This window comes from Ktedonosporobacter rubrisoli (genome assembly GCF_004208415.1).
GTDB lineage: Bacteria > Chloroflexota > Ktedonobacteria > Ktedonobacterales > Ktedonobacteraceae > Ktedonosporobacter > Ktedonosporobacter rubrisoli.
The window spans coordinates 4,940,459-4,963,912 of sequence record NZ_CP035758.1; the positions used below are offsets into that span (position 1 = coordinate 4,940,459).

General features: G+C 49.0%; 18 protein-coding genes and 1 pseudogene. 13 read left to right on the forward strand and 6 right to left on the reverse strand.

What is annotated here, in order from left to right; all coding sequences use genetic code 11:
• Positions 1-67: 67 nt before the first annotated feature.
• Positions 68-1,861, reverse strand: coding sequence for an aspartate--tRNA ligase (gene aspS, locus EPA93_RS21570; RefSeq protein WP_129889495.1), 1,794 nt, complete (start codon positions 1,859-1,861; stop codon positions 68-70).
• Positions 1,862-1,965: 104 nt separating this feature from the next.
• Positions 1,966-4,482: a Stp1/IreP family PP2C-type Ser/Thr phosphatase gene (locus tag EPA93_RS21575; RefSeq protein ID WP_129889496.1), complete on the reverse strand. Its 2,517-nt coding sequence runs from the start codon at positions 4,480-4,482 to the stop codon at positions 1,966-1,968.
• A gap of 960 nt (positions 4,483-5,442) precedes the next feature.
• On the opposite strand from EPA93_RS21575, the gene EPA93_RS21580 reads away from it, so the two are divergent.
• The 9 genes from EPA93_RS21580 to EPA93_RS21620 all read left to right on the forward strand — a co-directional run bounded on the left by EPA93_RS21580 (position 5,443) and on the right by EPA93_RS21620 (position 14,778).
• Positions 5,443-6,387, forward strand: a complete 945-nt coding sequence (locus EPA93_RS21580; protein ID WP_165423305.1) for a peptidase dimerization domain-containing protein — start codon at positions 5,443-5,445, stop codon at positions 6,385-6,387.
• A complete protein-coding gene (locus tag EPA93_RS21585; protein WP_129889498.1) occupies positions 6,368-7,285 on the forward strand; it encodes an MBL fold metallo-hydrolase in 918 nt (305 codons plus the stop codon). Before EPA93_RS21580 ends, EPA93_RS21585 begins: the two co-directional genes overlap by 20 nt.
• Positions 7,286-7,342: 57 nt before the next feature.
• A complete protein-coding gene (locus EPA93_RS21590) occupies positions 7,343-8,536 on the forward strand; it encodes a glycosyltransferase family 4 protein (RefSeq protein WP_129889499.1) in 1,194 nt (397 codons plus the stop codon).
• An 83-nt stretch (positions 8,537-8,619) separates the two neighbouring features.
• Positions 8,620-10,143 carry a sugar transferase gene (locus EPA93_RS21595; RefSeq protein ID WP_129889500.1) on the forward strand — a complete coding sequence of 508 codons (1,524 nt, stop codon included), beginning with the start codon at positions 8,620-8,622 and terminating at the stop codon, positions 10,141-10,143.
• A 4-nt stretch (positions 10,144-10,147) separates the two neighbouring features.
• Positions 10,148-11,284, forward strand: a complete 1,137-nt coding sequence (locus EPA93_RS21600) for a glycosyltransferase (protein ID WP_129889501.1) — start codon at positions 10,148-10,150, stop codon at positions 11,282-11,284.
• Positions 11,285-11,314: 30 nt separating this feature from the next.
• Positions 11,315-12,142 (forward strand): YveK family protein, encoded by an 828-nt coding sequence (locus EPA93_RS21605; RefSeq protein WP_129889502.1) that lies wholly within the window; start codon positions 11,315-11,317, stop codon positions 12,140-12,142.
• A gap of 143 nt (positions 12,143-12,285) precedes the next feature.
• Entirely contained in the window at positions 12,286-12,972 is a 687-nt protein-coding gene (locus tag EPA93_RS21610) for a P-loop NTPase family protein (protein WP_129889503.1), read from the forward strand.
• 74 nt (positions 12,973-13,046) lie between these two features.
• Positions 13,047-13,709: a hypothetical protein gene (locus tag EPA93_RS21615; RefSeq protein WP_129889504.1), complete on the forward strand. Its 663-nt coding sequence runs from the start codon at positions 13,047-13,049 to the stop codon at positions 13,707-13,709.
• A 337-nt stretch (positions 13,710-14,046) separates the two neighbouring features.
• A complete protein-coding gene (locus EPA93_RS21620; RefSeq protein WP_129889505.1) occupies positions 14,047-14,778 on the forward strand; it encodes a DedA family protein in 732 nt (243 codons plus the stop codon).
• Positions 14,779-14,974: 196 nt separating this feature from the next.
• Here the strand turns inward: EPA93_RS21620 and EPA93_RS21625 are convergent.
• Positions 14,975-16,167 (reverse strand): annotated as a pseudogene (locus EPA93_RS21625) (acyl-CoA dehydrogenase family protein).
• Positions 16,168-16,447: 280 nt separating this feature from the next.
• Here EPA93_RS21625 and EPA93_RS21630 point away from each other — a divergent pair.
• Both EPA93_RS21630 and EPA93_RS21635 read left to right on the forward strand, forming a co-directional pair.
• A complete protein-coding gene (locus tag EPA93_RS21630; RefSeq protein WP_129889506.1) occupies positions 16,448-16,783 on the forward strand; it encodes a hypothetical protein in 336 nt (111 codons plus the stop codon).
• Positions 16,784-17,034: 251 nt separating this feature from the next.
• Entirely contained in the window at positions 17,035-17,736 is a 702-nt protein-coding gene (locus tag EPA93_RS21635) for a glucosaminidase domain-containing protein (protein WP_129889507.1), read from the forward strand.
• An 80-nt stretch (positions 17,737-17,816) separates the two neighbouring features.
• Here the strand turns inward: EPA93_RS21635 and EPA93_RS21640 are convergent, their stop codons facing one another.
• Complete coding sequence (locus EPA93_RS21640; protein WP_129889508.1) at positions 17,817-18,689, reverse strand: CHRD domain-containing protein; 873 nt, start codon at positions 18,687-18,689, stop codon at positions 17,817-17,819.
• A gap of 304 nt (positions 18,690-18,993) precedes the next feature.
• Here EPA93_RS21640 and EPA93_RS21645 point away from each other — a divergent pair, with 304 nt between their 5' ends.
• On the forward strand, positions 18,994-20,205 hold the full coding sequence (locus tag EPA93_RS21645) for a tRNA dihydrouridine synthase (RefSeq protein ID WP_129889509.1): 1,212 nt from the start codon (positions 18,994-18,996) through the stop codon (positions 20,203-20,205).
• Positions 20,206-20,457: 252 nt separating this feature from the next.
• On the opposite strand, the gene EPA93_RS21650 is transcribed toward EPA93_RS21645, so the two are convergent.
• Positions 20,458-20,658, reverse strand: coding sequence for a hypothetical protein (locus EPA93_RS21650; protein WP_129889510.1), 201 nt, complete (start codon positions 20,656-20,658; stop codon positions 20,458-20,460).
• Between the two features lie 771 nt (positions 20,659-21,429).
• On the opposite strand from EPA93_RS21650, the gene EPA93_RS21655 reads away from it, so the two are divergent.
• Positions 21,430-22,149, forward strand: coding sequence for an SRPBCC family protein (locus EPA93_RS21655; RefSeq protein WP_129889511.1), 720 nt, complete (start codon positions 21,430-21,432; stop codon positions 22,147-22,149).
• 665 nt (positions 22,150-22,814) lie between these two features.
• Here EPA93_RS21655 and EPA93_RS21660 read toward each other — a convergent pair.
• Positions 22,815-23,288 (reverse strand): EI24 domain-containing protein, encoded by a 474-nt coding sequence (locus tag EPA93_RS21660; RefSeq protein ID WP_129889512.1) that lies wholly within the window; start codon positions 23,286-23,288, stop codon positions 22,815-22,817.
• Positions 23,289-23,454: the final 166 nt, after the last annotated feature.

A 23,454-nucleotide genomic window follows, 5' to 3' on the forward strand; every position in this document is an offset into this window, starting at 1 on the left:
CTGCTTATCTGGGCACAAAAAAAACGCGACACCTCATAAAGATGTCGCGCCGTTGATCTATTTGTAGTTAGCGCCGCTCCTCGGGGCGAATTTGCAAATGCAGCTCACGCAATTGTTTGTCATCGACTGGCGAAGGCGCATTCATCAAGAGATCCATTGCGCTTTGCGTCTTGGGGAAAGCAATCACATCGCGGATACTCTCTTCGTCAGCAAGCAGCATAATGAAACGATCTATACCCAGAGCGATGCCACCATGGGGAGGAGCACCATACTCAAAAGCTTCGAGCATATGTCCGAACTGTTCCTTGATCTGCTCATCGTCCATATTCATCAACGAGAAGACCTTATGCTGCAAGGCGGCAACATTGATACGCACACTGCCTCCGCCAATCTCATAGCCGTTACAGATGATATCATATTGCTTAGCCCGCACATTCAACGGGTCGCTATCCAGACGGCTAATATGCTCCTCATCCATGCCAGAGAATGGGTTATGCTCGGCATCATAGCGCTGCGCCTCTTCATCATAATGCAATAGGGGGAAATCCACCACCCAGCAGAGGGCCAGTTCGTTCTGATCAATCAATTTCAAGCGCTCAGCCAGCTTTACACGCAAGCGGAAGAGCACATCATTACAAACTTTAGCGCTATCCGCAACAAACAAGAGCAGATCACCAGGCTTGCCTTCCAGGCGATCAATAATAGCTTGCACCCCTTGGCCTGCCATAAACTTAGTCAATGGCGATTTCACCTCACCAGAGGCCTGAATAGCCAGAGACACTAAACCTTTGGCTCCCAGCATGCGAGCAAACTCAGTAAGCTCTTCCACCTCTTTGCGACTGTAACCCCCGGCTCCTGGCACGCGAATACCCTTGACCATTCCCTGGGCAGCCAGCGCATTTTTGAATACGCCAAAGTTACCAGCCCCGGCCAGATCTGTTATCTCCACCAGAGGCAGATCAAAGCGGAGATCTGGATGATCGGTTCCATAACGATCCATCACATGCTTATAGCTCAGGCGCGGGAAGGACAGTTCCTTGATACGCTTGTTCGTAGTCTTTTCAATCAGCGAAATGACAAGTCCCTCAATCAAGGACATGACATCATCCTCAGAGACAAAGGACATTTCCAGGTCAAGCTGAGTGAACTCAGGCTGACGATCGGCTCGCTGATCCTCATCACGGAAACAGCGTGCAATCTGGAAATAGCGGTCAAGGCCCGCTACCATGAGGAGCTGTTTCAACTGCTGCGGCGACTGAGGTAAAGCATAGAATTCACCAGAATAGATACGGCTTGGCACAAGATAATCTCGGGCACCTTCCGGCGTGCTCTTCATGAGAATAGGTGTCTCAATCTCCAGGAAGCCTTGCTCATCAAGATAATCACGTATAAGCTTTACAACCCGATGGCGCAAAATCATATTATCGCGCATCTTGGGACGTCGCAAGTCCAGATACCGATACTTCAGTCGTAAGCTCTCATCGACGGGCGTGCTATCGTTGCTAATTGGAAATGGCGTTGTACGCGAAGGGTTGAGAATAACCAGCTGATCGGCGGCAATCTCAATAGCCCCTGTACTTAAGTGAGGGTTTTCTGTCCCGGGCAGACGCATGACCACCTTGCCACTCACCTGAACAACGTATTCAGAACGCAATTCCGCCGCAACCCGATGTGACTCTGGAGAACGTTCAGGATCGCAGACTACCTGTGTAATACCATAGCGATCACGAATATCTAGAAAGATCAGGCCTCCATGATCGCGGCGGCGATTTACCCAGCCCGCCAACGTAGCCTGTTGACCAACATAATCTGGACCCAATTCACCGCAAGTGAATGTTCGATAATATACCTCAAAACCCACGTTCGGACGCTCCTTAACTGTTACGAAATCTAATGGGAAAAGCTTCTGCAGAATCAATACACAACATGCCTCTATCCTGATACGTATGGCAGCTTAGAATAGCTCTATGATGAAGCGCATGCGCTCTGCTGATCATTCTGCTGATGCATATCTATCGAGATCAAGCCTGGCGTTGCATTACTTTGCGCGCTCTGGGTCAAGAGATAGAGACTTGCGCCATGTGGATCGGCAACAGCACTCTTCATAACAGCCAGAAGATTTGCCGAAGTATATTGCCGCACCAGCGTCATACTTAACTGCGTCCCGCTGCTTGTGCTCACTGTCCCTCCACCTGTACCGCCATTCCCATTCCCTGTAGACGAGGTAGGCGAGGCCGAAGGCGTTACAGTAGCCGTCATAGCAGCCTCCTGTGCCACCTTAAGATCAATCACGCGGAAATGGTCCTTATCAAGAATAAAGAGATGAGGAGCATTATCACTATCTATCAAACCGGCCGCCAACATGCTAGCCCCGGGAACCGACAGGAAAGACTTCGCCTGCACTCCTTGCGTCCCCGGTGTGGGAACAGCCGACGTAGGAGAGAAATCGGCAGCCGTGGCAGAAAGCGGGACTGGAATAGCGCTTTGCATCACCACACTCACAGCTGTCAGATTTCCGCCATTGGCAAATTGGAGTGTTTGCACATCACCATTGCTATAGAGCAAGAAAAGCCGCCCATCGGGAAAAGCCGCTACGCTCACGAGCGTATTCGAAATAGAGAGCGTCGCATTGACAGGTGTAGCTTTTTCCCACTGATTATCACCACTAATCTTGTAGTGAAGCATATCAGCGGTATTTGGCGCCGTCTTAGAAGTCAAGATCACATAGACATCCTGGCCCCAGGCCGCCACAAATTGTGGCACCAGGCCGTTTTGCATATATTTCTGATCAACAGTGGCAGTTCCTGAGTCCTTGAGCGTCCCATCATCGTTGGGCAAGAGCAAATGCAAGGCATACGAATTATCTTTTGGCTGAGATGCTAAGGCCACTAAACGCTGCCCATCGCTCACCACTGCCTGGACAAGGACATCTTGCACAGCGGAAATCTTATTGACAAAGCTTCGCTGATCATTCAAGCGATAGAGCTTTTGATCGGCCCCAACGGCATAGAAGAACTGCTTGTTCTTCCCATTTTGAATAACTGCCAGGATATTGGCCTGTGTCCCTGTCGTACCACTATCCAGAGGTGAATTTGTGGCATTCACACAAGGGCCCGCTGCCGCTAATGGCACAATTGCCGCCAGCTGGTTATAATTAGTAATGGCTGTCTTCGTTGTGGAAACAAGCTTTGAGTGCAGCCCAGAAGCCTGGTTGTGCTGAGCATCGCTTAAAGATACTTCTTGTAATTGCTTTAAATCGCTCTGAGCCTGGGATAGTTGCTTGAGTGCGGTAGCAGGATCATTAGCCAATATCTTATTAGCTTGCTCAACCTGAACATTAGCATCTTTAAGTAAGCCATCCACATTTACTGTATGCTGTGGACGAAGCATGAAATACCACACCCCAGCCCCCGCCCCTGCCAGAACGAGAAGAATAAATACAGCCAATATGGTATAGAATAAACGATTGCGCTTAGCCTGCACCCGGGTAGACTGCGACTGCTGAGGGGTCGCACCATAGCTCGACATTCCCCCAGGAGCGCCCAGGGGGCCGCTCGATATCCGTAGCGAAGAACCGTTCAGGCGATTATCCTCAGGGCGAGTCGGCAAACCAATTGCTGAATGAGGAAGATTCTTCAGCATCGAGCCCGCGCCATCTGCTTCTCGGCCACCCACGGGAACAGGGAAAAGCACCCCTGGTAGAGATGAAGGAGGCTCCTCCATACCCACCTCAAGCACCTTAATCACAATCGCAGTGATATTATCAGGGCCCCCGTTCTCATTAGCCCGCTCAACCAGATGATAAACGCTTTCTTGCGGCACATACTGATCTACAATGCTTCTCAAATCCTCGTCATCTACAAGGCCTGATAGCCCATCAGAGCAGAGAATCATTGAGTCGCCTTCTTCCAGGCGTTCAGCAAAGATATCTATCTCAACATCTGGCTGAGTGCCTAGCGAACGCGTAATAACATTGCGCTGAGCATGCGAGCGCGCTTGATCCCTGGTCAGCAGACCAGCGCGCACCTGTTCCTCCACCCATGAATGATCTTGCGATACCTGCTTAACCTGCCCACCGCGAATTAAATAGGCACGGCTATCGCCAACATTTGCGAAATAGGCCATGTTGCCGCGCAACACCGCCGAGACACAAGTTGTGCCCATACCGCTACGGAGCATGTTTTCAGCCGCTCGTTGATGAATTAGCGAATTTGCACGTTTAATCGCATGCAGCAATGAGACAGCAATATCTTCGCTATCATCCTCATAATACACGTTGCTGACTGTATCAACAGCAATTTCACTCGCTACTTCTCCTGCTGCATGTCCCCCCATGCCATCAGCCACGATAAAAAGCGCCCCTTTTTTGGCCATTATCTGCGCGTCCTTTGGAATGACGTAGGCCATATTATCTTCATTATGGGGACGCTTGCGGCCAACATCTGTTAGCTGTGCGACATCGAGCCTGAGTTGTTTGGACAACGTGCTTCTCTCCCGTACTTCAGTAGCTCTCGATCTGTGCGCTCTGTACACTAGGCAGTTGCTGGAACTTTTGGCTATAATACACCTAGAGAGGAAAAAACGCAACGTATCTTTCCCTCTATGCCCTTCATGGACTTCCTCTAGCCTCCTACTGTACCGCTCACTGCACCTGAGTATACTCTTTCATAACTCAGCATGCAAGAGATATAGCTTGCGGTACTAGAATGGCCCGTAAAAGGGTTATACTACATAGCACACTTATAAGCTTAAAACAACATAATGCAATCACCGAAGTGGCTACTATTACGTTTCTCAACAAAATCTATGTCTTTTTCTTTCCCCGTTTAGAGAAGCCCCTTCACCATCATGTCAACGTAAAAGTAGCTCTCCTCGGTTTGATTCTTTTTCCATCTGTTATTATATATGCTTACTTGACATAGCTGCTATACTCTTCAGGTACCTGGCAGGGCTTTCCAGCTCTGGTTTTTTTGCCGCCTGAGGGCGGTGAGGAGAACACTCGGGGCCAAATCCGCTCGCTCGCGACGTAGCCTCGGTGGCCCAGTTCAAGGGCAAGCCCTTAACAATCCCAGTGTGGAGAACTGGAAAACCCTAAGATATCTGGGCTTCAAGTCCTTCAGTCGATTTTTGCGTTCTTCATTTCCAATTAAAACGCAGGTCAGCACCTTTTTTTACTATCCAAAAAGTTCGGTTTTTGCACCTGGTCAACACATTATGCGGCAGGCACATGAGATCTTTCAGGCACAACTCCAGGAATATGGATTAAAGACAATATTACTTTACGCGGACCCTCCACTTCTCTATGCCGAGCTCCACACAGGCGCCAGGCATACGCTCTTCTTTTATATACCCTGCCTGCCTGCAGACATTCACTCATCGACACTCATTCGCGCCCACCTATCTATCCTAGCGGCCTATCGAGATGCCAAAAAAATTATACCCATGAATATAAAGTGGCTCTTTGATGCTACAGGTGAGCCCGGCCATCCTGCTATGCTCGATGTCGTCGCCCAGCACCAGAGCCTATTTCAGGCCGATGGCTGTATTGGCTATGCCACAGATAGTGCCCTCATTGGAGCTCCCTACCTTGCGCTAGGGACTAAAGGATATCTCAGCCTTGAGCTTTTTTCCCGCACAACCCCCAGACCGGTGAGCTCAAGTCATGGCGCTGTAGTTCCAGGAGCCGCCTGGAGGCTCTTGTGGGCCCTCAATCAGCTGAAAAACTCGCAGGAGGAAATTCTACTCGAAGGGTTTTATGATAATGTGATAGCCCTTGAGGATGAGACAATGGAACAGCTCTACAACTTGCCGGACAATGCCTCTTCTCTGGCTCAACATTGGAAGCTTGATCAGCTTCTCCTGGGCCTCAAAGGATTTCAGCTACACTATGCTCACCTGCTTACACCTAGCTGCTCAATCAATACCTTGCATGCCGGTGCTTCAGCAAGCAAGCGGAGCAGAGCAACGCTTCCAGCGCAGGCTAAGGCTTGTGTGGACTTCTATCTTGTCCCAGCCCAGGACCCTGATGACATTGCCAGCAAACTACGTGAGCATCTACAAGCCCACGATTTAGCGGATATCCAGGTTCGGGTCTTACAGCGCAACTGGCCCATCTATACACCTCTCGCGATGCCCTTTGTGCAGAAGGTACAACACGCCCTAAGCCATACCTCAGCGCAGGGAGCTGTTCTTCTTCCTTTAACCATCGGGAGCTATCCTTTATATCCTTTATATAAGTTCTGGCATATGCCAGTTGTAATAATAGGTACCAGCATCGTACAGGAGAGCGCTTCCTTAGCTGAAATAGACCCTCAAGAGCTGGCACTACTCAGCAAGCAGACACACATGATCATAGAGGAGCTAGCAAATGCAACTGATACAAATTAATGCACATACCTGGGTTATTCAGGGAGGCGCGAATATTGGCGTTATCTCTTACGAAGGTCGCTGTCTCATCATCGATAGTGGAATGGATAAAGACGTTGGGCGCGAGATTTTGCAGCACGTGAAGAAACTGGGCCTAACGCCGAGCGCCCTCCTTATTACACACGCTCATGCAGATCATTTCGGTGGCGCCGATTATCTTGTACGGCAAACAGGCTTGAAGGTCTACGCCACCCGCGTAGAGGCCGCTGTCATGTCGGGACCAATTCTAGAGCCACTCTATCTTTTTAGCGGAGCCCAGCCACCGCGCGAGCTCCAACACAAGTTTCTGCTCGCCAAGCCATGCTCGGTCGATACTATTCTTGTCGGCAACGAAAAAATCCTCGATCAGATCCCCTTACAAATCCTTTCATTACCAGGTCACAGTAGCGAACAAGTAGGGGTGGCCTTCGCCGACACCCTCTTCGCCGGCGATGCCTTCCTTACTCCTGCTATCCTCGATAAGCATCGCATTCCCTTTTATAGTGATGTGCAGGCAGGCTTAACCACGCTAAATACCCTAAAAAGGCAAACCTCCTCGTTTAAGCATATAGTAGCAGGGCACGGAGAAATATATACTGCAGAACAACAGGCTAATCGGGCCATTGACTATACCATTGAACGTCTAGAGAGTATACTAAAAGACGTACTAAACGCACTTGCTGACGGGACTCCTCGCACCACTGCTGACGTATTAAGCGCAGTAGCGACATCGCAAGGCGCAACTATTAACGCCCTCTCTCAGTATGTGCTCTATCAGACGACGGTACAATCGGCTTTGAGCACCCTCTATGCCAGCGGAGAACTGCAACCTATATTTCAGGACAATCAACTCAGGTGGCAAAGAGTAGGAAAGGCATAGCCTGTTACCTCGTGAAATCCAGAGACGTTATATTGCCATAAGGAGAATACTACTGGTATGCACATAGGTATCAACGCTCAGTTGCTATCCTTTGGTCAGAATTACCGCAACGGCGGGGTCAGCCGCTATATTCGTTACTTGCTGACCGAACTAGCCAGGCAACCAGGGGATCATACTTATACGGTCTTCGTCAACGGGCAGGAGGTAATAGAGCACCTTGCTGCCGAGCACCCGCAGATTACCTACTTCGCCGCAGCCTGGCCAGAAGAGCAACCGGCGGCACGTGTGGCCTGGGAGCAATTCACGCTACCTTCTCTCATACGTCAGAAGCGTATAGATGTTTTGCACTCCCCTGTAAACGTGCTTCCTGAGTGGCTGCCCAGGCAATGCGCAACAGTGGTAACACTACATGATCTGGCGTTTTTACGCTTTCCGGGCGTTCTCACGAAAGCTAAACGTTTTTACCATCGCACTTTTACTATTCGCAGTCTGCGACACGCTACTATGGTTATTGCAGTCTCTGAGAGTACCAGGCAGGATGCTCATAAGCTGGTTGGCATTCCTTTGGAGCGCGTGCAAACTGTCAATCCCTGTATCGATACGCGTTTTTTAAGTGCCGTTGAAGAAGAACAGATACAAGCTTTCCGCAAACAACATCAACTGGAGAATGGCTATATACTTTATCTTGGCACGCTGGAGCCACGTAAGAACATTACTACGCTGATTGAAGCTTACGCGCAATTACGTCAGAACTATACAACCCCTGTGAAGCTGGTCCTGGCCGGCGGTAAAGGCTGGCTCTATGATGAGATTTTCGCCAAAGTACGCGAGCTGGGACTTGAATCAGAGGTAATCTTTCCGGGCTTTGTTACAGATACCGAGCAGGTTCTATGGTATCGCGCAGCCAGCGTTTTTGCCTACCCCTCACTCTATGAGGGATTTGGCATACCTGTAGCTGAAGCCCTGGCCTGCGGAATACCCGTCGTCACATCCAATATTTCTAGTTTACCAGAAGCAGGTGCGCAGATTGCTCTATGTGTCGACCCCTATAATATAGAAGGCATAGCTAGAGCGATGCATCGAGCAATCACAGATCAAGAGTTCCGTGAAAAGTGTCGTTCTTCAGCATCCTCTGTTGCAGAGCGCTTTTCGGCCCAGAGAATGGTAGCGCAAACAAGAGAAGTCTATGCAAAGGCTGCAGCAGTTCATGCTTTACGTACGAAACACCGGCATACGTCGTTTGTTCAATAGTGTAGAAGATGGCTTGAGTCGTGAATAGCAGTGAAATATATCAGACAACGAACATTAACACGGAGAGGCTTGGGAGCCCTGAAATGGTAGGCGGAGCTACAGGTCCTATTACCAAGGCTATCTCTCGACGACGCTCCCATCGTCGTCAGTGGCGCATATTTGAATGCATAGCCATGATCATACTTGATGCTATTCTCATTGATGCATCATTCCGCGTAGCCTATTATTTTCGCTATGTGCTCCTGCGCCCAAGCAGTCTACTTGATACTCTTGCTAAAACTCTGATAGGCAGCGAGTTCAACAGCACTTTCTTTACTACACCCTTAGATAACTTTGCGCCCTTAGAATTTGGTATTGTGATCGGGCTGATCGTTATTTTCATCCTACGTGGTCTGTATACTATCCGTCTCACCGGTAGCTGGTTCCGACAAGCGCGAACCATTCTAAACTCGGCTACCGTAGGGCTCACTCTCTTGATTGCCTACTACTTTGTTTTTCCAGCAATGTCTAACTCGCGTCTGCTGGTTCCATTTGTCTGGGCAACCGCTGTTGTGGTACTCTGCCTGGCTCGCCTGATCGTCTCAGGGGTTATGGTGCTGCTCTACAGAATTGGCCTCGGTGAGACACGTTTGCTCGTGGTAGGTTCCGGGCGCCTTGGCAAAATGATTATGCAGCATATCGCCGCTAACCCTGATCTCGGCTACTCTATCGTGGGTTTTCTTCATGATTTACAGCACGAGCCGCCCAGCGACTTTGGACGCTTTAAAATGTTGGGAACTATCGATGATATCGGGTATGTCATTCGCTCCATGCAAGTGGATGAGGTGATCATTGCGCTACCTTCAAATATGCATCAATACGCGGTAAGGAGCGTCAAGATGTGTGAGCGCCTGGGAACCTCCTTTAAGCTTGTGCCCGAACTTTATGAGTTAAGCTTATCGCGCATCGATATGGGAGTGATTGAAGGCATTCCTTTGTTGGGAATCAGGCAGGTCGCACTCAACTCCATACAGCGTTTTATCACACGCCTTGTCGATGTGACTGTTTCTATCCTGGTTCTGACCTTGAGCTCCCCCATCTGGCTATGTATTGCCTTGATAATTAAGCTGTCTTCGCAGGGACCGATCATCTTTAAGCAGAAGCGGGTAGGCCTCAATGGCAAGCTCTTTGAGATATACAAGTTTCGCTCAATGTACCAGAACGCTGATCAGCGTTTGGCGACCTTGCTCGAAAAGAATGAGGCAACCGGCCCTCTCTTTAAAATGAAAGATGACCCGCGTATCACACCGATCGGCAAATTTATTCGCCGAACCAGCCTTGACGAAGTGCCACAGCTCATTAATGTCATTAAGGGAGATATGAGCCTGGTCGGACCACGGCCGGCCTTACAACGGGAAGTGGAGCAATACGAAGAGTGGCAAAAGGGACGCCTGGCGATCAGGCCCGGCCTGACTGGTTTATGGCAAGTACGCGGTCGTAGTAACCTGAGCTTTGATGAGGGCGTCCTGATGGACCTGTACTATATAGAAAACTGGTCTCTGCGTCTGTACTTCCAGATTCTTTTCCGCACTATTCCAGCGGTTTTGTTTAGTCGAGGAGCGTATTAGCCACATGAAAGTTGCATTAGTGCATGATTATCTCAATCAGATGGGCGGTGCGGAACGGGTTGTTATGGCGTTTCACGAAATTTTTCCTGATGCGCCAATCTATACGTCTATCTACGATCCAGAGCTCGTCGATCCGGCTTTTCGGCGTATGGATATTCGCACTTCGTTCATGCAGAAATTGCCTCTGGTAACCAGGCATCACCAGCCCTACCTGCCATTCTACCCCTTCGCCATGGAAAAGCTTGACCTACGGGGCTATGATCTTGTGCTTAGCAGTTCCAGCGCCTTTGGCAAGGGCGTGATTACCAGGCCAGAAACCCTGCATATTTGCTACTGCCATACCCCAATGCGCTGGTGCTGGAACTATGAAGAGTATGTCGAACGCGAACAGCTAGGCAAAGTAGCACGTAGTGTCTTGCCCTTCTTGATGACGGGATTGCGCGTCTGGGATCAGTCAAGCGCCATGCGGGTCGATCACTTTATCGCTAACTCGCCTGTCGTGGCAGAGCGCATTCAGAAATATTATCGGCGCGAAGCAGTAGTTATTCCACCACCAGTGGAGGCCGATCGTTTCCCGTTTGATCCCGCTACTCAGCCAGAGGATTACTTCCTCGTCCTGAGCCGCTTGATCCCCTATAAGCGTATAGACCTGGCGATTGAAGCCTGCAACCGCCTGCGTCTCCCCCTTGTCGTCATTGGGGGAGGGCGCGATCTTGAACGTCTTAGAGGCATGGCCGGGCCAACAATCCGCTTCCTGGGGCACTTGAGCGATGAAGAGGTGCTGTACTATTTTATGCATTGTCGCGCCTTCTTATTTCCAGGGGAAGAAGATTTTGGGATTACGCCTCTGGAAGCCCAGGCGGCTGGACGGCCGGTTATTGCCTACGGGTCCGGCGGAGCCCTGGCCTCTATTGTGGATGGGGTAACCGGCGTTTTCTTCAAGGAGCAGACGGTTGAGAGCCTGATGGCTGTGCTGTCCTCCTTCGAGGAAGGAGCTTTCGATCCACAAACTATTCGCAATCATGCGCTTGAGTTTGATAAACCGCGTTTTCGACGGCGCATTCTGCAATTTATTGAGGCGAAATTAGGCGAGCCAGAAGAAAAGCAAGCTCGTACGCCAACTAACGATCTTATTCACTAAGCAATATCGGCGAGAAAGGGTTTTAGGGACGTGGAACTACGGTCTTACTGGAAAATTATTTGGAGGCGGGGCTGGATTATTATCCTTGTCGTAGGAATTATTGCGATCTACACGGGATATCAATATTATCATTTAGCAAAAACGCCGGGAGCCCTAAAAGCTTATCAATCTAATGTCTCTGTACGTATAGGATTACAAGCGACGCAAAATAGCACAGATCAGAGCTATGCTGACTATATATCAGCATCAGAAACTCTGGCCGATGAGCTAGCAACGGGCCCGCTCATCACCTCAAACGAGTTTGATACTGAGGTTTCACAACAAATCCAGAAGGATATGAGCCAGATTACGCAGCGCTTTGGCCCGCAAGCTGATCTTGGAGACTGGCAAAATCCCGGCGCTATTGGGAGCTCTTTAACGGCTACACGGGCCCATAGTCTTGTCACTATCAGCGTTACATGGTCAACGCCCGCCGGGGCATGGGCAATCGCTAATGCTGTGGGTGAGGTAAGCGTTGCCCATATCAGCTCATACCTCGATTATGAGATACGCAACACTACTCCCTCGCTTAAGCAACGCAACGAGATCCATCCCCTCGTATCAGCCGAAGTCATCAGTAGCGCAACAGCTCCGGCGCTTGTGCCAGGGCCTTTGGCGTCCAAGCCAACACTATTACTCGTGCTTGTAGTCGTCGCCTTGATTATTGGCATTGCGCTGGCGTTTCTCATCGATTATCTAGATGACCGAATTCGCAATAAAGATGAGGCGGTCCAGCTACTTCAGCTGCCCATCTATGGTGAGGTACCGCCAGCCCCTACTCCGGGCAGAAATAGATCCCAGCACTCACCCGCCGCATAAACCCGGCAAATTTGGGTGGAATATATTGACAGCAAGAATCAGGACAATTATAGTACAATCGATCCTGGCAAAGAGGCGGAGAGGAACCGAGAAACACAACCTCCGCCTCTTTCCATGTAGGGATAGAATACAGGAGTTTTGCCGTGGCCATATTATCACAAGAGCAGGTTTCGCTGCTTACAGATTATGATGCAGACTCTACATATAGTACAGCCTATCATACGTTGTATGCGAATATTCGTTTTAGTTGGAACGATGAACAGCTCGGGCCACACACTATTCTTTTCGCGACACCAGCAGCTTATCCTGGCTATGCGGGGGCCGCGGCCAACGTTGCTATCGCAGCGGCACAAAGTAACACTCCCACTATCCTGATTGATGCAAGCCTTCATACGCCAGGTTTGCAGCAACGCTTTGGCGTCGTTACTAGTGGAGGGTTAAGCAATCTTCTCGCAGAAGAGAAGCTCAACGCGCAAACGTTGGCCCTTTGTCTTAGCGAGACCTTTGTGCCAAATCTACGCTTGCTGTGTGCTGGGACGGCAACAGTACCATCCCAGGAAATCAGTCGTCTATTGGCTACAAGGTTGCCAGTCGTGCTAGCCGGACTACGGCAGTATCTTGCAGAGTCATCAAGTGAGCAGAGTCTTATTATTTTCAATAGTGCACCGGTGCTGGCGAGTATTAATACCGCTCAGATTAGTTCGATAGTGGATCAGACCTTTCTACTTATTTCCTCGGGGCGCACATCGCGGACTCAAGCCAAACGTGCGCAAGAGCAGTTAGAGCGGGCACACGCTAAACTTACCGGAATCGTTATGCTAGATGTTTAGAATTTGTATTTTGCAGAAATTATTTGGCATAGAGGTCTTTATAAGAGATATCGCCACTGAGGAGAAAATACGATATGCAAGGACGACAAGATCATAGCGGTGAGCTGTGGGAGAAACCAGCTAATAAACGCACTGCTGAGCTCAATGGGACGGGCAAGCATCGTACAATCCCTCAGCGTCCTCCGGGAATGGCGCGTATCGAACATCCACCGGCCAAGCCTCGTGTAGCCCGGCCGCAGAGCCAGACTTCGACGCCAAAAAAATTTCGTAAACAGCTTCTCATTATCACTGCCATTTTTTTTGTCTGCGCGGCAGCCGCTGGCATTGGCAGTTATATGGCCTACAATTTGTTCCAGGGAATAAGCGTTAGCTCTGGCGCCTCTACGGCAGCAGCGGGCTTTCTAGGTGCCGTCTCTAAAAGTGATTATGCCCAGGCGTATACTTATCTTGGCCCCGCTATTACGCTCCCTACGCATCAGGCCCAGTTTATTCAGCAGGCCCAGGCTCTTGATCGCTGCTATGGCCCGGTCGCCGATTACAGCGAGGTCGCCAATAGTGCTACCAATCAAGATAACAGCCAGAGCTTTAGCTATACACTTACCCGAAGCAAACTAAAGAAGCCATATCAAATACGTATTACTTTGCAGCAGGATAGAGATAGCCCCAACACCTGGAAAATTGCTGATTACGGCAATGATCTAGGTCCTGGAGCCTCGGCACCCGCCTGCAAAGCCTGATCATCGACCCACTTCGAGCCACCAGGAGAGCGATGTTACTCTCTGGTGGCTCATCTTTTTCCTCTTCATTCAGGCAGATACCTTCTCTTTTCCCTCACCTATCTAAACTATCCTTGCAGATCATATCAAGCCTGCTCGCTTGTGCCTTGCCCGGGCCTGATCTTCAGTTTTTTTCAGCCTCCCACCAGCTTCGAGATCAGGTAGTTGGTAGCTGCGGATTTGCGAAAAGGCAACTGAATGAATGGACAGTCCGTATAAGAAGACAAAGTATAGGGAAAACTTTTTTAAATTGATAATTCACAGCAAAAAGATTTAAGACATAGATTGGACCGGCAGTATGGGTATATGGTTTCTAGCTCTGCAGCACTATCCACTGGCTTCTATTATCTCACTGGAAACACTACAATATGTCCTGGCAACCTTTGGCTATCCAGCAGTAGCCCTCTTTATTCTTATAGAAAGTGCGGGAATACCCTTTCCCGGCGAAACAATGCTGCTGCTCGCCTCTTTCTACGCCGCCATAGATCAGCGCTTACAGATCCCCATTGTGATCGCCTGTGCCGCCGCCGGGGCCATCATAGGCGATAATCTCGGTTATTATGTAGGACGTGTGGGCGGACGCCGCTTTGTCCAGCGTTTTGGGCGCTACTTCTTTGTGAAACCCCACCACCTTAGCTACGCTGAACGATTTTTTGAAAAGCATGGAGGCAAAACTGTCTTCTTCGGACGTTTCACCGCCATCTTGCGGGCCTGGGCAGCCTTTCTTGCGGGAGTGCATCAAATGCACTGGCGAACCTTTCTCATCTATAATGCTGCCGGGGGGATTCTATGGGCTATTATCTATGGCCTGCTTGGCTACCTGGCCGGGCGCGTCTTCCATGATAACTTTGCTCAGGTGGAGCAGATCGCGGGCACAATGGGCTGGATAGGCGCAGCTATCTTTGTGCTGGTTCTGGCTACGGCTATTGTGCTTATTCGCAGACGCCAACGCATTCGAGCAAAAAATGTCGCCGCCGAACAAGATCAAGCTCAGGAGACAAATGTTCCTGCCGAGCGGCACACGCATTAGCCGCTCAACTGTAGAAGCAAGCAACAAATCCCGTTATTACTACGACATTACTCTGATCTTTCAGCCGGCTCTAGAAGCGCAGCAGGAATACGCTTCTCTGCTGTGCTGCTCAGTGGCAGTTGCTGAGCGGTTCCACTGTAATAGCCTTACACATCTTGATTACAGTGGAACCATAAATTTTCCAGGAAACTAATACTCAGGAGAAGGCATTATGGCCGGTGATAGCCTGACCAATAATGAGGGTATGAACGTCGTCTGTCCCTTCATAGGTAAAGACCGATTCAAGATTATTCATGTGACGAATGATTGGATACTCTAGCGTAATTCCGTTGGCTCCCAGAATTGTACGAGCTTCGCGCGCCGTTTGCAAAGCTTCGCGCACATTGTTACGCTTGGCTACTGAAACCTGCACAGGATGCAACAAGCCCTCATCCTTCAGACGTCCAAGCTGTAAGGAGAGCAACTGGGCTTTCGTCAGCTCGGTAGCCATGATAGCAAGTTTTTGCTGCACAAGCTGAAAGCTTGCAATGGGCCGCTTGAACTGGATGCGCGATTTAGCATAATCGAGTGCTACCTCATAGCAACTACGTGCAGCCCCCATTGCCCCCAGGCAATCCCATAACGAGCCTCATCCAGGCAGGACAAAGGTCCACGCATACCACGTACATTTGGTAGCATATTCTCCGCAGGTATCCGGCAATCCTCAAAATGTAGCTCCGAAGTAACGGAGGCGCGCAAAGAGAGCTTCTGATGGATATTGCTTGTCGTAAAGCCGGGGGTACCACGCTCCACAAGAAAACCCCTGATTCCGTCCTCAGCACGGGCCCAGACAACAGCTAAATCTGCAATACCACCATTGGTAATCCACATCTTCGTGCCGTTCAAAATATAAGAGTCGCCGTCTTTACGCGCAGCAGTGCGCATACCAGCAGCCTCGCTACCAAAATCGGGTTCAGTCAAACCGAAACAACCAATCACCTCGCCGCTCGCCATCTTTGGCAGCCAGCGCTCCTTCTGCTCTTCTGAGCCAAAGGCATAAATAGGAAACATGGCCAGCGAACCTTGCACAGATACAAACGAGCGTAGGCCGCTATCACCTGCCTCCAGTTCCTGGCAAGCCAGACCATAGCATACGGCATTGAGCCCGGCACAGCCGTACCCTTCAAGGTGCATACCAAGCAAACCAAGCTCGGCAATTTCCGGAATGAGCTCACGAGGGAAGGTACCATCTTCAAAGTTCTTATCAATGATTGGTAATACCCGCTCGCTCACAAACTTACGTACGGTATCGCGCACCATACGTTCTTCTTCGTTCAGCAAATGATCAACATTGTAGAGATCAGAGGCTGGAGGTAGTTGGGCTCTGTGTTCAAAGGTCTTTTGTGCCATACAGTAACTATCCCCTTTATAGTAAATACCAGGTTATCCATCAGGGTACACTCTCAACAACGATGTAGATTACCCTTTCGCTATTATATCTCATACTGTCACCCCCACAGATTCTCACCGCAACAAGTTACCCTCAAGAGATCATAAATGGGAAAAGCAAGGAGAATAGCAGATATATTGAATCCACACATTTACACAAGTATGGTATACTACTTTGTAAATATCATCAGTGGCATATACCTAATTTTACCTATTAAAAGTAAAAGGAGCAAAAGACTTCATGTCTTACCAAATGCCCTCCGAAGGGGAATCCCAGAGATACCAATCGGGCTATTCCGCCGGTGAACTGGGCTCCTCTTATAGTGATTCTTTCGGCAGCCAACAAAGTCAGAAAATAGGACAGATTCCCTCTAGCCCAAGTTCCACGATCGGGCCAAGGCTAGCGCTGGCCATTGTTTCGGTAGTCATGCTCGTACCACTCTCAGCCATCATACTTCTGGGAGGTTCCTCTTCAATGGAAGGTTTTGGCTTTATAGTTAGCCGCTTAATCGCTCTAGGCCTGGTATGCATAACTATCGCAATAATCAACGTGGTTTTCAACTTCAAACACGTATAAGGCCCAGTTATAGGGCCTTATTCTTCTCCTACTTCTCTTGCAAGCCTCATTCCCATGAAGCCTGTACCAAAGCGGAAACATTTCCTCCAACGCTGAACGTGATCTCACTATAACTCTATACCTCTCAGTAAAGCGCCAGGAAAAAGGTCTTCTATCTGAAACATAAAACGCGCTCGCCCGTAAAATGTTTAACTGAGATAATGATCAGGTAGAGACATTCTTAAAAAATTGCTGGAGTATCAACGATAGCTATGCAAAATACTTATTATCCCGATCCAAATACCTATTACCCGGAGCCGGGGCCTTACGGACGTCCTTTCCCTAAGCCGCCACGCGCGAAAAAGCCTTCATTTCTCTTTATAATTATTACAATGTTTCTTGGCAGTCTAGCACTTTGTGCAGTTGTAGCGCTTTGTATAGGCATTTTTCTGGCTCAAGAGAACTCCACACCACGTAAGGCAAAAACTCAAAAGGTAACGCCTTTGCACCCCAAAGAATATTACAACCTTACCATCAAACCCTCAATCACTGCAGATTTCATTGACAGTGTATTAGACAATTATGCTTCACCAGCGAAAGGCAAAGGCCAGAAACTTTACGATTACGGGCTCAAATATGGGATTGATCCGGCATACGCCCTGGCCTTCTTCCTGGAAGAAAGCAACTTTGGTACCGCAGGTGTAGCAACCGTCACGCACTCGTTAGGCAATATTCGCGCCGCAGATGGCCAGCCCGAGTACAAAGGCTACCGCCGATATGCTACATGGGAAGAAGGATTTGAAGACTGGTACAGGCTTATTTCCAAACAGTATGTGCAGAAATGGGGCTTACACACGGTCGATCAGATTGTCCCCATCTACGCTCCAAGCGAAGATAACAATAATGTAGACGCCTATATCCGCGTGGTCAAGCAGGCTATCGATACCTGGCGGCAAGGTGATATAGAAGTATAAGGTTAGCCACCTTGCACGCCAGCCCTGTATGTGACTAAATCGGCAAAGTGGCTAAAGAAGGCAAATGCCCTGCCAGCCCTTTAGCTATGTGAGACAATCACATCGCCACAGGCAACAGGATCAGCAGCAGCCTGAGCTGTCGCCTGCACTGCTGAATGCACGCTTATATACCAGCCATTGGCTGGCAACGTATGAACGTCATTCAGTGTAGTTGTTGAGGAAGCCTTGCCAGCAGAATCGGCCTTAAGCTCTTTTAGCGTATAAAGTACTTTACCCTGGCTATCACAGGTTCCCAGATGAATATCTGCTCCATGGCTCGAAGCAGGAGCTAGACCGCTCATCGAAAGCGAAACTGTCAGCTTTCCATTAGTCAGCACAAGTTGAGCAACTCCGCTCGCCGACTGATCAGGGGCAGACGTATTGGCCAGGATGATCTGTACTTTATGTGCCACAGTTGCAGAAGGATTGGGGTTTGATACATTGCCGCAAGCAATCGGCATTGCTTTATCGCCAGAAGCGCTCTGAGCACTATCGACAAGCAGATGCCAGCCATCGGCCGGAATACCGCCGGCAACGTCTTTCACAGTTGACGTAGAGGTCGCCGCACCCGCATCGTCGGCGGTAATCACAGATAACGTATACATGAGCTTTCCAGGGGCTTTACAGCTTCCTGCGTAAATATAAGCAGGGTAGGAGCTTTTGGGCGCCAGGCCAGTGAGGCCTATTTTGACTGTCAGCGCATGTGCACCTGGCTCCCACGCCAGATCTGCCGTACCGACAGGTGTGTGCTTAAGCACAGCATTAGCATTTATCACAGTGCTGCTCAAAGAAGTGGTTTTCTTCGAGGTCGATGCTGTACCGATGGGACTACAGGCAGCAATGAAGAGAGCGCCGGCGATAATGAGCATAAGAACAGGTAAAATGCCTCTCCTCACTAGAAATTTTACAATCATCACAACTCCTTTTCCACTCCACCACTTGGATATATTTTGAGCGAACCGCGACTATATTACAGTATAGGACTTACTGTTGCAATAACTAAATTTAAGTAATATTCAAGATCGCACATGTAGTTAGCAAGAATATTAAGCGTTGCAAGGAAATAAACTTAAAAGCTGTGCACAAGATGCAGGTCCCGCAATAAACGGGTTGACCATTGAGGGCAAAAGCGTGTATTATATGGGAACAATGAGCGCATCAAGCTGATGCGCATTTTATTCAGTGCTAATTGTAGAAAAACATAAAGACCTTTTAGCTATGAAATTCTCATCCTTCTGGAACACTCTAGCCCAACCGATTATCGGGCTTGCCCCCATGGATGGCGTTACGGATGCGCCTTGTCGCACCATGCATGGCCTCTATGGGCGACCAGATATTGTGCTAACTGAATTCACCAATGTCGAGGGCTTATGGCGTGGAAGTGACCGTATCTTTCGAGATTTTCTTTATACGCCTGCAGAACGTCCAGTAGTCGCCCAGATCTTTGGGTCGCGTCCAGAATACTTTTATAAAGCAGCTCATGTAGTTTGTGAGTTGGGATTTGATGGCGTTGACATCAATATGGGCTGTCCTGCTAAGACTGTTGCCAATAAAGGGGGCGGAGCCGCTCTTATCCGCTTGCCAGAGATCGCCAAAGCCATCATTCGCGCAACGCAACAGGGAGTACAGGATTGGGCCAATGGACAAACGTTAGAAGATCTGGAAATGGACCCAACCCGCATTGCTCGTATCCGTCAGATGAATGAGGAGCGCGTTAGTATCTGGGGAGATAACGCAAGAATTGAACGCCGCCTCCTGCCTGTTTCGGTGAAGACACGCCTGGGCTATGACTCCATCGTGATCACCGATTGGGTGCAAGAGCTGCTAGAGTTAGAGCCAGCGAATATCTCTATTCACGGCCGAACCCTGACCCAGCATTACAAAGGTGAGGCCAATTGGGATGCAATTGCCGCCGCAGCTGAGATTGTGCGCAAAACCGATACGCTTATACTGGGCAATGGTGATATCCATAGTCTCTATGAAGCAGGCCAGCGCATTCTGAACACTGGAGTCCACGGTGTGCTGATCGGGCGAGCAAGTTTCGGCAATCCCTGGCTCTTCCAGCGTAAAGAAGAGCTCAAACAGATGCTCAACGCCGCGAGCAGTCGGCACATGGGAGATTTAGCAGATGTGCTACCTACACGGGAAGAACGCCTTCTCATGGCGCTTGAGCATGCACGTGTACATGCAAAACTGAAAGGCGAAGATCACTTCGTCGAATTACGCAAGCATATGGGATGGTATCTAGGACATTTCCCTGGCGCAAAGCGCGTACGCAACGAATTGGTACGTATCAACAGTCTGGCAGACGTTGAGCATATCATTCTGGCGGCACTGGAACACCCTGAAGAATATAGCGATGATAAATCAGCCACAGTCACGCTGGAAGAACAGCGCGATGCCGAGATGGATCTCACATGCTCATGCTGAATCCCCTCGACCCGGAAACTGATTGTGCTCTGCGCTACTCTCCAGAGGATTGCCATTGCGCCTATATAGGCGAGAAGCTACTCGATAAGCCTCTCTTCACAAAGCGGTAAGCAGGAAAAAAATAACCAGCTACCTGGAGATTGATAGAAATAAACTAGCAGGAACAAGTTTGAGGGAGTTAGATCTATGCCTGTTTCTTGAATACTCCCCAATCAACGGAGGCTCTGCCTCCGTTAGCTTGCCTCCTGCAAGCTATACTAATACTTCGCTGAAATCTCCCATCAGTTTTTGAATTTCGCGCAGACGGCGCTCTGCTAGTTCCACGTTCTCTAATGCTTGAGCCAAGATTCGAGCTTCTAATGACGGATAAGACTCAGCGATTTCTGGATCAATAGAGCCACCGACAAGCTCTAGCGCGCGGCTCAATTTGTCTTCGACAGTTGCGGTTAACATAGTTTGTTACCTCTCCAATCGCAAAATTTGGGATCAACCCAAGGAGAATATCTATGAACACGGTATCTTACCAAAAAACTAGCGCGCGCTCCGCACATGTTCTACTACTGCTCATTACGTAGGTCAACTTCAATTAGTTACAACAAAAAACATGTTTTTTTTAATCGGACTACTGTATCTACGTCTATATTACACCAGGGGCAAAAAAGCCCCAAATGGGGATACCAACATTCCTATTTCTAAAGACTTTTAGTACCACTGCTAGTTTTAGCCCCCCTAATACAAGTGCAGTTCTCTCAAAGGCTCATAAACTTTCAGCATATTTGTTACTTGACAAGCATGTGAGCCCCATTGCTGCATCCATATGCCATACTCCCCGCCAGAAACCAGCACCTGGCCAGCACTGCTCTACTCTCATAGGCCCATCCTCTTAAGGGTGGAGCAGGATACGGTAACCCTCCCATTCTCACACATAGCATAAATTCAAATATAAGCCAATGGAAATAAGGCATGCACAGGATATTTTATGAGGTGAACACCTGATTTTCGTTACTCTTTATGGGCTAGTCCTAAGCATTTCCAGCACGATAGCTTAATCTACATTAGAAATCTCTTCTGTAAAGTTTAAGTAGATAAAATTTCGCTTAAAACAAAATAAAATGCACTTTATTTATTGATTTACCCAGGAAACGCATGGTATGATTCCAGAAGTGTGCAGAACAAAGATAAGTTACAGCTTGAAGATAAGCAAAGATACAGGAGGGAATAACTATGGAAAAGAACTATGCGTCGCATCATGCATCAGTTACAGTCAATGCACCTGTTCATCAGGTCTATTCCCTGTTCACACATTTCAACGACTTTCCAAAGTTTATGAGCTTTGTGAAGGAAGTGACGTACTATGATCAGCAGCGTAGCCATTGGGTTGCCGAAGTCGTAGGTCGTCATGAGTGGGATGCTGTCAACGATGGATGGGTACCAGACCGCCAGGTAGGCTGGCGCTCAAGTAATGGGTTGGAAAACTTTGGTAAGGTAACCTTTGAGCCCGTTGCCTCTAATCAGACCAAAGTAGATGTGTATGTCAATTACAATCCACCGGCCGGCGTTCTCGGCGATATCGGTGAGAAATTAGGAGCCGGAAGTCGTTTTGAAACTGCCTTGCAGAACGACTTGAGCCATTTCGCCCGTATGGTCGATGAGGCCCCGGCAGGAGCGCTTGATCCTACCTCTTCTAACTACCTGTTCCATGCTGACAGCGCTGCAGCCAAAGGAACAACGACTAGCCGCCAGAACGAGACAATGGCCGATGAACCAAATATCGTTCAGAAGACGGCAAGCACACCTACCCTTGATCGCGATATCACAGGGACAAGCAATGAAAATCTTGTAAGGCATGATGAGGATACAGGGGCTATCCCTTCCGAAGCGTCTGAGATTACTCCGCCGCCTCCACCTCCTACACCACGCCATGACCAGATATCTGGCTACTAAACAGATACCTGGACCATCTCTTCTTCCTGAGAAGGCCGACATTCGCCGGAGCGAGCGCCGGCCTTCCTAATTACATAAAATAAACTCTACCTTCTACTTTTTATTACAAATTTCAATCGAATAGGTGTTCAATATCACCTCAAATAGACATACAATTGTTTATATCATATCTCAGCAAAACAATCGCATAGTTTTCACATTCAATACGCAAATGGCATTGACATAGAAAACAAAATATGTTATATTATCAGTGTTCCTTCGAGGAACACTTCCAGAGAGAAGACTCTGGCACTTGGCTCTAGAGGCCTTGCAGTGGTAATCCGAAAGGAGGCCTTATGAAACCAATGAAGAAACCTATTCGCTTGATCGGGATGGTATTTCAGATTGACTAGGAGGGCCCGTGAAGGCGGGCATTTCCGGGCCCCTGAGCTTCTGACCACATCCTGATATCTTGACTGCAACTCCTTCGAGAGCTTTGTTCAGTCGTATAGGTGGCTTACGCCGGGGATCGGCAGAAGTAAGCAGGGGATAACTGAGTAACCTCAGTGACTTCTTAGCCTATGTGGATTAGGACTCGGTTGATATAACACAGGAGTTGTGTAGAAAAAAAGAGACGCACGAAGGTCGGGTAACCGTGATTGCCCGACCTTCTCTTTCTTTTTGGCTCACTGCTTCAACTCTTCGACACATCTTTCCCATAACTGATGATAGGGCATGTCGTGCTCTTTGCCTTCACTATCCAGCACATGATAGGTCGTGCGCGAGCGTCTATAATTGCGCTCATACGCTTCTCGCAATTCATCCCAGCGGCGTGCATAGAGCACACGCCGTTGACGCTTGCTCCATTCAAGAAAGCCAGCGCTACATTCAAACGCGAGAAAGGTACGCGCGTTGATGCTTCTTGCCATGAGCAGTGCCCCTATCACGAGAGGGCACAGGGCAATCAGCCAGGCGACGAGATCTACACCTGGCTGATGAAGTATGACGTAAACCAAGCAGAGAAGCCCAATAATTATACATAGCAGGCTCCAGCGTATATCTTGCGTAATATGGTCGCGTTGATGGACCTTTTGCGGGGTTCCCAGATGGTACTCTGCGACTTTTTGCTCAACTTGCGCTGGTATAGCCTGGCTTAGCACTTATTCTTCTCCTCAACAGGTTATTTTTAGCAATCTCTTAAGATCTGACCCAATGTAACTATTCTAGCACCTCTCGGCAAGGAGCTTAGCCGACGTTTTGAGCAAGGCATGGCTACTCTTTCTGTCATCGCTATAAAGGATCTTTCTTAGGTGGCACTTGAGAATA

Excerpts from the sequence above, each read along its gene's own strand:
- EPA93_RS21655 (WP_129889511.1), top strand. The coding sequence starts at position 21,430 with ATGGAAAAGAACTATGCGTCGCATCATGCATCAGTTACAGTCAATGCA.
- EPA93_RS21630 (WP_129889506.1), top strand. The coding sequence starts at position 16,448 with ATGTCTTACCAAATGCCCTCCGAAGGGGAATCCCAGAGATACCAATCG.
- EPA93_RS21615 (WP_129889504.1), top strand. The coding sequence starts at position 13,047 with ATGCAAGGACGACAAGATCATAGCGGTGAGCTGTGGGAGAAACCAGCT.
- EPA93_RS21600 (WP_129889501.1), top strand. The coding sequence starts at position 10,148 with ATGAAAGTTGCATTAGTGCATGATTATCTCAATCAGATGGGCGGTGCG.
- EPA93_RS21640 (WP_129889508.1), bottom strand. The coding sequence starts at position 18,689 with ATGATTGTAAAATTTCTAGTGAGGAGAGGCATTTTACCTGTTCTTATG.
- EPA93_RS21595 (WP_129889500.1), top strand. The coding sequence starts at position 8,620 with ATGGTAGGCGGAGCTACAGGTCCTATTACCAAGGCTATCTCTCGACGA.
- EPA93_RS21580 (WP_165423305.1), top strand. The coding sequence starts at position 5,443 with ATGAATATAAAGTGGCTCTTTGATGCTACAGGTGAGCCCGGCCATCCT.
- EPA93_RS21645 (WP_129889509.1), top strand. The coding sequence starts at position 18,994 with ATGAAATTCTCATCCTTCTGGAACACTCTAGCCCAACCGATTATCGGG.
- EPA93_RS21620 (WP_129889505.1), top strand. The coding sequence starts at position 14,047 with ATGGGTATATGGTTTCTAGCTCTGCAGCACTATCCACTGGCTTCTATT.
- EPA93_RS21590 (WP_129889499.1), top strand. The coding sequence starts at position 7,343 with ATGCACATAGGTATCAACGCTCAGTTGCTATCCTTTGGTCAGAATTAC.
- EPA93_RS21635 (WP_129889507.1), top strand. The coding sequence starts at position 17,035 with ATGCAAAATACTTATTATCCCGATCCAAATACCTATTACCCGGAGCCG.
- EPA93_RS21585 (WP_129889498.1), top strand. The coding sequence starts at position 6,368 with ATGCAACTGATACAAATTAATGCACATACCTGGGTTATTCAGGGAGGC.
- EPA93_RS21650 (WP_129889510.1), bottom strand. The coding sequence starts at position 20,658 with ATGTTAACCGCAACTGTCGAAGACAAATTGAGCCGCGCGCTAGAGCTT.